Source organism: Amycolatopsis sp. 3B14 (assembly GCF_050958625.1).
GTDB classification, from domain to species: domain Bacteria; phylum Actinomycetota; class Actinomycetes; order Mycobacteriales; family Pseudonocardiaceae; genus Amycolatopsis_E; species Amycolatopsis_E thermoflava.
The window spans coordinates 55,983-63,849 of the sequence record NZ_JBHZEN010000057.1; the positions used below are offsets into that span (position 1 = coordinate 55,983).

The following is a 7,867-nucleotide window of genomic DNA, read 5'->3' on the forward strand; positions in this document are numbered from 1 at the left end:
GCTCACATGTGGGGAACGTTGTCGGGGATGTCGTAGAACGTCGGGTGCCGGTACACCTTGTCGCCGGACGGCGCGAAGAACGGGTCCTTCTCATCCGGCGAGGACGCGGTGATGTCGGCGGCCTTGACCACCCAGATGCTGACGCCCTCGTTGCGCCGCGTGTACAGGTCACGCGCGTTGTGCAGGGCCATCTGGTCGTCGGCCGCGCGCAGCGACCCGACGTGCACGTGGTTGAGGCCTCGCTTGCCACGCACGAAAACCTCGTACAGCGGCCACTCGCTCTTGCTCACTTCGCCTCCGCCATCTTGCGCGCGTGCGCGGCCGCGGCCTCGCGGACCCACGCGCCGTCCTCGTGCGCCTGCCGCCGCCGCGCCAGCCGCTCGGTGTTGCACGGGCCGTTGCCCGCGACGACCTGCTTCATCTCGTCCCAGTCGACCTGGCCGAAGTCGTAGTGCCCGCGCTCGGGGTTCCACTTCAGCTCCGGGTCGGGCAGCGTCACGCCGAGCGCCTCGGCCTGCGGAACGGTCATGTCGACGAACCGCTGACGCAGCTCGTCGTTGGTGTGCCGCTTGATCTTCCACGCCATCGACTGCGCGGTGTTGGCCGATTCGGCGTCCGGCGGGCCGAACATCATCAGCGACGGCCACCAGAACCGGTTCACCGCGTCCTGCACCATGTCCCGCTGCGCCTGCGTGCCCTTCATCATCGTCATCAGCAGCTCGTAGCCCTGCCGCTGGTGGAACGACTCCTCCTTGCAGATCCGGATCATCGCCCGGGCGTACGGCCCGTACGAGGACCGGCACAGCGGCACCTGGTTGCAGATCGCGGCGCCATCGACGAGCCAGCCGATCGCGCCCACGTCGGCGAACGTCAGCGTCGGGTAGTTGAAGATCGACGAGTACTTCTGCCGCCCGCTGATCAGCTTCTCGGTCAGGTCCGCGCGGTCCGCGCCCAGCGTCTCGGCGGCCGAGTACAGGTACAGCCCGTGCCCGGCCTCGTCCTGCACCTTCGCCAGCAGGATCGCCTTGCGCCGCAACGACGGCGCGCGGGTGATCCAGTTGCCCTCCGGCTGCATGCCGATGATCTCGGAGTGCGCGTGCTGCGCGATCTGCCGGATCATCGTCTTGCGGTAGCCCTCCGGCACCCAGTCCCGCGGCTCGATCCGCTGGTCCTTTTCGATGGTGTGCTCGAAGTGCCGTTCGAGGTCCTTCTCGTCGAGGATGGCAGTCATCGATTCTCCTTGGCCACCAGGGTGAGCACGTCGTACTTGGCGACGGACTCGCCCGCGGAGTTGGTCACGTCGGCGTCCCAGCGCACCTCGCCGTAGTCGGCGTTCTCGCGCGGGGTGATCTGCTTGGCGGTCAGCGTCACGGTCAGCTCGTCGCCGGGCTTGACCGGGGTCAGGAACCGCAGGTTCTCCAGGCCGTAGTTGGCCAGCACCGGCCCCGGCTCGGGCGAGACGAACAGGCCTGCCGCGAACGACACGACCAGGTAGCCGTGCGCCACGATGCCGCCGAACAACGGGTTGGCAGCCGCCGCCTCGGGGTCGGTGTGGGCGTAGAAGGTGTCGCCGGTGAACTCGGCGAAATGGTCCACGTCCTCCTGGGTCACGGTGCGCGGCCCGGCCACCACCGAGTCGCCGATCTTCAGCTCCGCCAGGGACTTGCGGAACGGGTGCACGTCCTCGGTGTTGCGTGGCGCGCCCTCGACCCACCGGCCGGTGACCGCGGACAGAACCTTCGGGCTGCCCTGCACGGCCGTGCGCTGCATGTGGTGCAGCACGCCGCGGATGCCGCCCATCTCCTCGCCGCCACCGGCGCGGCCAGGGCCACCGTGCACCAGGCCCGGCATCGGCGAACCGTGGCCGGTCGACTCCTTCGCGTCGTCGGCGTCGAGCACCAGCAGGCGGCCGTGCCACGGCGCCACGCCGAGCACGACCTCGCGGGCGAACTGGGCGTCGCCGGTGACGACCGACCCGGCGAGGCTGCCCTGGCCGCGCGCGGCGTAGCCGATGACCTGCTCGACCGAGGTGTAGGGCATCAGCGTGGACACCGGGCCGAAGGCCTCGACCTCGTGCGGCTCGGCGCGGTCGGCGTCGCCCTTGAGCAGCACCGGCGAGATGAACGCGCCGCGCTCGGCGTCGGCGTCGACCACCTCGACCCGCTCCGGGTCGCCGAACACGACGCTGGAGGCGTCCTGCAGCGCCTTCAGCGAGCGGCGGACCTCCTCGCGCTGCTCCAGGCTGGCCAGCGCGCCCATGCGGACACCCTCCGCCGCGGGGTTGCCGATCTTGACCTTCGCCAGGCGCTCGGCGGCGGCCTCGGCCACGTCGTCGAGCAGCTCGGCCGGCACGAACGCCCGGCGGATCGCGGTGCACTTCTGGCCCGCCTTGACGGTCATCTCGGTGACCAGCTGCTTGACGTAGAGGTCGAACTCGGCCGTGCCGGGCCCCGCGTCCGGGCCGAGGATCGAGCAGTTCAGCGAGTCGGCCTCGGCATTGAACCGCACAGCCTGGCGCACGATCACCGGGTGCGTGCGCAGCTTCTGCGCGGTCGACGCCGACCCGGTGAACGACACCAGGTCCTGCTCGGTGAGGTGGTCCAGCAGGTCGCCGGCGCTGCCGGAGATCAGCTGCAGCGTGCCCTCGGGGATCAGACCGGATTCGATGATCAGCTCGACCACGCGCTCGGTCAGGTACGCGGTCTGACTGGCCGGCTTGACCAGGCTCGGCACGCCCGCGAGGAACGCCGGGGCGAACTTCTCCAGCGGCCCCCACACCGGGAAGTTGAAGGCGTTGATCTGCACGGCGACGCCCCGCAGCGGGGTGGCGATGTGCTGGCCGAGGAACGTGCCGCCCTTGCTCAGCGGCTCCACGTTGCCGTCGACGTAGACGGTGTCGTTGGGCAGCTCGCGCTTGCCCTTGCCGGAGTAGGCGAACAGCACGCCGATGCCGCCGTCGACGTCGAACTTCGAGTCGCCGAGCGTGGCGCCGGTCTTGGCGGACAGCTCGTACAGCTCGTCGCGGTGCTCGCGGAGGTGGGAGGCCACGGCTTTGAGCAGCGCGGCCCGCTGGTGGAAGGTCAGCTCGCGCAGGGCAGGCCCGCCGACGCGGCGGCCGTGGTCGAGCGCGGCGGCCATGTCGATGCCGGCGGACGAGATCCGTGCGACCTCGGCGCCGGTGACCGCGTCGTGCAGGGGCGCCCCCTCGCCCTCCCCGGTCCGCCAGCCGCCGCTGACGTAGCTGCGCAGCATCCTCGTCGACTGCTGGGCCATCGTTCCTCGCTTCCCCGGATTAACCAACCGAACGTTCAGGAAGTCATGGTAGCGTCTCGGCATGGCTGACGAAAGCACCAGTGAAGTTGTTTCCGTTTCCCGCGAAGGCGCCGTGGCCACCGTGACGATGCTCCGGCCCGCCCTCACCGGCGAACTGAAGACCGAGCTGCGGGACGCGCTGGAGCGGGTGGCGGCGGACGATTCGGTCCGCGCCGTCGTGCTCACCGGCACCGGCCGGGCGTTCTGCGTGGGCCAGGACCTGGCCGAGCACGCCGACGCGCTGCGCGCCGACCCGGCGACCGCGTTCGCCACCATCGACGAGCACTACAACCCGATCGTCACGACGCTGGCGACCATGCCGAAACCGGTGGTCGCGGCGGTCAACGGGACGTGCGTCGGCGCCGGGCTCGGGTTCGCCCTCGCCTGCGACCTGCGGGTCACCGCGGACACCGCGAAGTTCGGCACCGCGTTCACCGGCATCGGCCTGACCTGCGACTCCGGCCTGTCCGCCACGCTCGCGCGCGCCGTCGGCGCGGCCAGGGCGAGCGAACTCGTCCTGCTCGGCGAGACGTTCACCGCCGCGCAGGCCGCGGAGTGGGGCATCGCCGGGCGCGTCGTGCCCGCCGACGAGGTGGCCGCCACCGCCGCCGATCTGGCCGCCCGCCTGGCCGCGGGCCCCACGCGCGCCTACGCGGAGGCCAAGCGCGCGCTGGCCGCGTCCTGGGGCGCGCCGCTGCCGGAAGTCCTGCGCCTGGAAGGCGAAGCGCAGGCGCGGCTCGGGCTCACCGACGACCACCGCGGGGCCGTCGAGGCCTTCCTGGGCAAGTCGAAGCCGGTGTTCCAAGGGTCTTGACAGTGCCGAGGCCGGACGCACATTATTAACCGTCCATTCGGTCAGTAACGACGGAAGGCAGTGCTGCCGTGTCCCAAGCCGCGCAGGCGATGTTCGCCGACGACGTCGCGTCGAAGTCGCTCGGCATCGAACTCGTCGAAGCCGACGGTGGCCGGGCGGTCGCCCGCATGACGGTCACCGAGCAGATGGTGAACGGGCACGCGATCGCCCATGGCGGGTACATCTTCCTGCTGGCCGACACGACGTTCGCCTGCGCGTGCAACAGCCACGGCCCGGTGACGGTCGCGGCGGGCGCCGAGATCTCGTTCGTCGCCAGCGCCCGCCTCGGCGACCGCCTAATCGCCACGGCCGAGGAACGCACGCGTTACGGGCGCAACGGCATCTACGACGTCACGGTGCACCGCGAGACCGGCGCCGGGCGCGAAGTGATCGCCGAATTCCGCGGCCGCAGCCGCACGATCGGGAAGAACTGAGGAGCCGGCCCCCATGACGACCATGCACAGCGACGTGCCCCAGGCGAAGCGCCTCGGCACCGCGCCCGCGCCGGACGACCTGACCGCCGCCGAGCGGATGAGCGTCGACGAGCTGCGCGCCACCCAGCTGGAACGTCTGCAGTGGACACTGCGGCACGCCTACGAGAACGTGCCGTTCTACCGCCGCAAGTTCGACGAGGCCGGGGTGCACCCGGACGACTGCCGCGAGCTGTCGGACCTGGCGAAGTTCCCCTGCACCACCAAGCACGACCTGCGGGACAACTACCCGTTCGGGATGTTCGCGGTGCCGCAGGAGCAGGTGCGCCGCATCCACGCCTCCAGCGGCACCACCGGCAAGCCGACCGTGGTCGGGTACACCGAAGCCGACATCGACACCTGGGCGACGGTGATGGCCCGCTCGATCTACGCGGCGGGCGGGCGGCCGGGGCACAAGGTGCACGTGGCCTACGGCTACGGCCTTTTCACCGGCGGGCTCGGCGCGCACTACGGCGTGGAGAAGCTGGGCTGCACCGCGATCCCCGCGTCCGGCGGCATGACCGCGCGGCAGGTGCAGATCATCACCGACTTCCGGCCCGAGGTCATCATGGTGACCCCGTCGTACATGCTGACGCTGCTGGACGAGTTCGAGCGCCAGGGCCTGGACCCGGCGAAGTCCTCGCTGCGGGTGGGCATCTTCGGCGCCGAGCCGTGGACCGAGCAGATGCGGCGGGAGATCGAGCAGCGGATGGACCTGCACGCCGTCGACATCTACGGCCTGTCCGAGGTGATGGGGCCGGGTGTCGCGCAGGAGTGTGTGGAAACCAAGGACGGCCTGCACATCTGGGAGGACCACTTCTACCCCGAGGTGGTGGACCCGGTCGAGGGGAACGTGCTGGCCGAGGGTGAGACGGGTGAGCTGCTGTTCACCTCGCTCACCAAGCAGGCCATGCCGGTCATCCGCTACCGCACGCGGGACCTGACCGCGCTGCGCCCCGGCACCGCGCGGCCGGCGTTCCGGCGCATGGACAAGGTCACCGGCCGCAGCGACGACATGATCATCCTGCGCGGGGTCAACGTGTTCCCGACGCAGATCGAGGAGATCGTGCTCGCGACCGAGGGCCTGGCGCCGCACTTCCAGCTGAAGCTGACCAAAAAGGACCGGATGGACCACCTGACGGTGCTGGTGGAGGCCCGGCACGACACCCCGGCCGACCGCCGTTCCGGCGCCGCCGCGGAGATCGCGGCACGGGTCAAGGGCGGCGTCGGGATCAGCGTCGGCGTGGAGGTGCTCGACCCGGACACACTGGAACGGTCGATGGGCAAGCTGCGCCGCGTGATCGACCAGCGCCCGCCGGCCTGAGACCGCTTGGGATACTGGGGTCATGACGACCGCACCTCCGGCCCGGCCCGCCCGGCGTGGCAGGCCGGGCTACGACCTGGAGTCCCTGCTCGCGGTCGCGGTCAAGCTGTTCAACGAGCGCGGCTACGACGGCACCAGCATGGAGGACCTGTCGCGCAAGCTCGGCATCACCAAGTCCGCCATCTACCACCACGTGCCGAGCAAGCAGGAGTTGTTGCGGCTGGCGGTGAACCGGGCGCTGGACGGGCTGTTCGAGATCGTGGCCGAGCTGGATTCGGTCGACGGGCGCGCGGTGGACCGGCTGGAGTACCTGGTGCGCGGCAGTGTCCGGGTGCTGGTGGACCGGCTGCCGTTCGTGACGCTGCTGCTGCGGGTGCGCGGCAACACGAAGGTGGAGCGGGACGCGCTGGCCCGTCGTCGTGAGTTCGACCACATCGTGTCCGAACTGGTCACCAAGGCCGTCGACGAGGGCGACCTGCGGCCGGACATCGATCCGCCGACCGCGGCGCGCCTGTTGTTCGGCATGGTCAACTCGCTGATCGAGTGGTACCGGCCGCGCGGCGGGCAGAGCGGCGACGAGCTGGCGGAGACGGTGGCGGCCGTGGCCTTCGACGGGCTGCGGGTGCGGTCCGCTTAGGACTCGTTTGCCGGGTTTCCCGGGTGAACGGTCTCACACCGGGAATGCACTGGCCGTGTGTGGTGTCCGCACTGTCATGCCGGAAATCCGCAACCTGCGGCTGATCATGGTGGTGCTCGCGTTCTCGTGCGGCGCCACGGTGGCCAATCTGTACTACGCGCAGCCACTGCTGGCCGAGATCGCGACCGCGTTCGGGGTGAGCCAGGGCAGCGCCGCACTGGTGGTGACGTTGACGCAGCTGGGTTACGCGGCCGGGCTCGCGTTGCTGATGCCGCTCGGCGACCTGGTGGAGAACCGGGCGCTGGCGTCGCGCACGCTGGTGTTCACCGCGCTGGCGCTGGTGGTCGCGGCCGTGGCGCCGGTGTTCGGGGTGTTCCTGGCGGCGTCGGTGCTGATCGGCGTGACGTCGGTGGTGGCGCAGATCCTCATCCCGTTCGCCGCGCACCTCGCGCCGGAGGAGCAGCGCGGCCGGTTCGTCGGCACGGTCATGACCGGTCTGCTGCTGGGGATCCTGCTGGCGCGGACATTGTCCAGCCTGGTCGCGGGGGCGTTCGGGTGGCGGACGATCTACTTCGTGTCGGCGGTGCTGATGCTGGTGGTGGCGGTCGCGGCGCGCCGGATGCTGCCCCACCGCCGCCCGACGCACGACGAGGGTTATGCCCGGTTGATGCGGTCGATCCTCACACTGGCCCGGGAGGAACCCGCGTTGCGGCGCCGGGCGGTGTGCCAGGCGTTGATGTTCGGGGCGTTCTCGGCGTTCTGGACGTCGGTGGCGTTCGAACTGGTCGGGCGGCACGGGCTCACGCAGACCGAGGTGGGGGTGTTCGCACTGGTGGGCGCGGCCGGCGCGGCGGCCGCCCCGTTGGCAGGGCGCTTGGGCGACCGCGGGCACGGCGGGATCGGCAGCGGAATCGCACTGGCCCTGGCCGCGGTCGCGATGGTCGTGGCGTGGCTGGGCGCGGGATCGGTGGTGGCGCTGGCGCTGGCCGGCGTGGTGCTCGACCTCGCCGTGCAGGGCCACCAGGTCCTTTCGCAGCGGGAAATCTACGGCCTGCGGGCGGACGCGCGGGCCCGCATCAACACGGTGTTCATGACGACGATCTTCGTGGGCGGCGCGGTAGCGTCGGCAGTAGCGGGAAGCTTCTACGACGCATTCGGCTGGGCCGGCCCGACCCTGTTCGGCGCGGCGCTGCCGCTGATCGGACTGGCCATTTGGGCAGCAGCCACAACACGCCAAGCAACAAAAGAGAAGCTGGGTGGTCATCCCGTCG

General features: G+C 70.7%; 8 protein-coding genes. 5 read left to right on the forward strand and 3 right to left on the reverse strand.

The window, feature by feature from the left end; translation table 11 throughout:
• Positions 1 to 2: 2 nt before the first annotated feature.
• Genes paaB through paaZ form a run of 3 tightly spaced genes read right to left on the reverse strand, consistent with a single transcriptional unit; the run spans position 3 to position 3,252 of the window.
• Complete coding sequence (gene paaB / locus ACCP09_RS30035; protein ID WP_017984160.1) at positions 3 to 290, reverse strand: 1,2-phenylacetyl-CoA epoxidase subunit PaaB; 288 nt, start codon at positions 288 to 290, stop codon at positions 3 to 5.
• Entirely contained in the window at positions 287 to 1,231 is a 945-nt protein-coding gene (paaA, locus tag ACCP09_RS30040; RefSeq protein ID WP_433752001.1) for a 1,2-phenylacetyl-CoA epoxidase subunit PaaA, read from the reverse strand. The genes paaB and paaA overlap by 4 nt, the downstream gene beginning before the upstream one ends.
• On the reverse strand, positions 1,228 to 3,252 hold the full coding sequence (gene paaZ, locus ACCP09_RS30045) for a phenylacetic acid degradation bifunctional protein PaaZ (protein ID WP_378336631.1): 2,025 nt from the start codon (positions 3,250 to 3,252) through the stop codon (positions 1,228 to 1,230). Before paaZ ends, paaA begins: the two co-directional genes overlap by 4 nt.
• Before the next feature lie 82 nt (positions 3,253 to 3,334).
• Between paaZ and ACCP09_RS30050 the strand changes: the two genes are divergently transcribed.
• The 5 genes from ACCP09_RS30050 to ACCP09_RS30070 all read left to right on the forward strand — a co-directional run.
• A complete protein-coding gene (locus ACCP09_RS30050) occupies positions 3,335 to 4,126 on the forward strand; it encodes an enoyl-CoA hydratase/isomerase family protein (RefSeq protein ID WP_433752003.1) in 792 nt (263 codons plus the stop codon).
• An 89-nt stretch (positions 4,127 to 4,215) separates the two neighbouring features.
• Positions 4,216 to 4,599, forward strand: a complete 384-nt coding sequence (gene paaI, locus ACCP09_RS30055) for a hydroxyphenylacetyl-CoA thioesterase PaaI (protein WP_167499246.1) — start codon at positions 4,216 to 4,218, stop codon at positions 4,597 to 4,599.
• A gap of 13 nt (positions 4,600 to 4,612) precedes the next feature.
• Entirely contained in the window at positions 4,613 to 5,959 is a 1,347-nt protein-coding gene (gene paaK / locus ACCP09_RS30060) for a phenylacetate--CoA ligase PaaK (RefSeq protein ID WP_433752005.1), read from the forward strand.
• A gap of 22 nt (positions 5,960 to 5,981) precedes the next feature.
• Entirely contained in the window at positions 5,982 to 6,596 is a 615-nt protein-coding gene (locus ACCP09_RS30065; RefSeq protein ID WP_020422853.1) for a TetR/AcrR family transcriptional regulator, read from the forward strand.
• Between the two features lie 76 nt (positions 6,597 to 6,672).
• Positions 6,673 to 7,867, forward strand: a 1,195-nt coding sequence (locus tag ACCP09_RS30070; protein WP_433752008.1) for an MFS transporter, incomplete at its 3' end; no start/stop codon positions are given.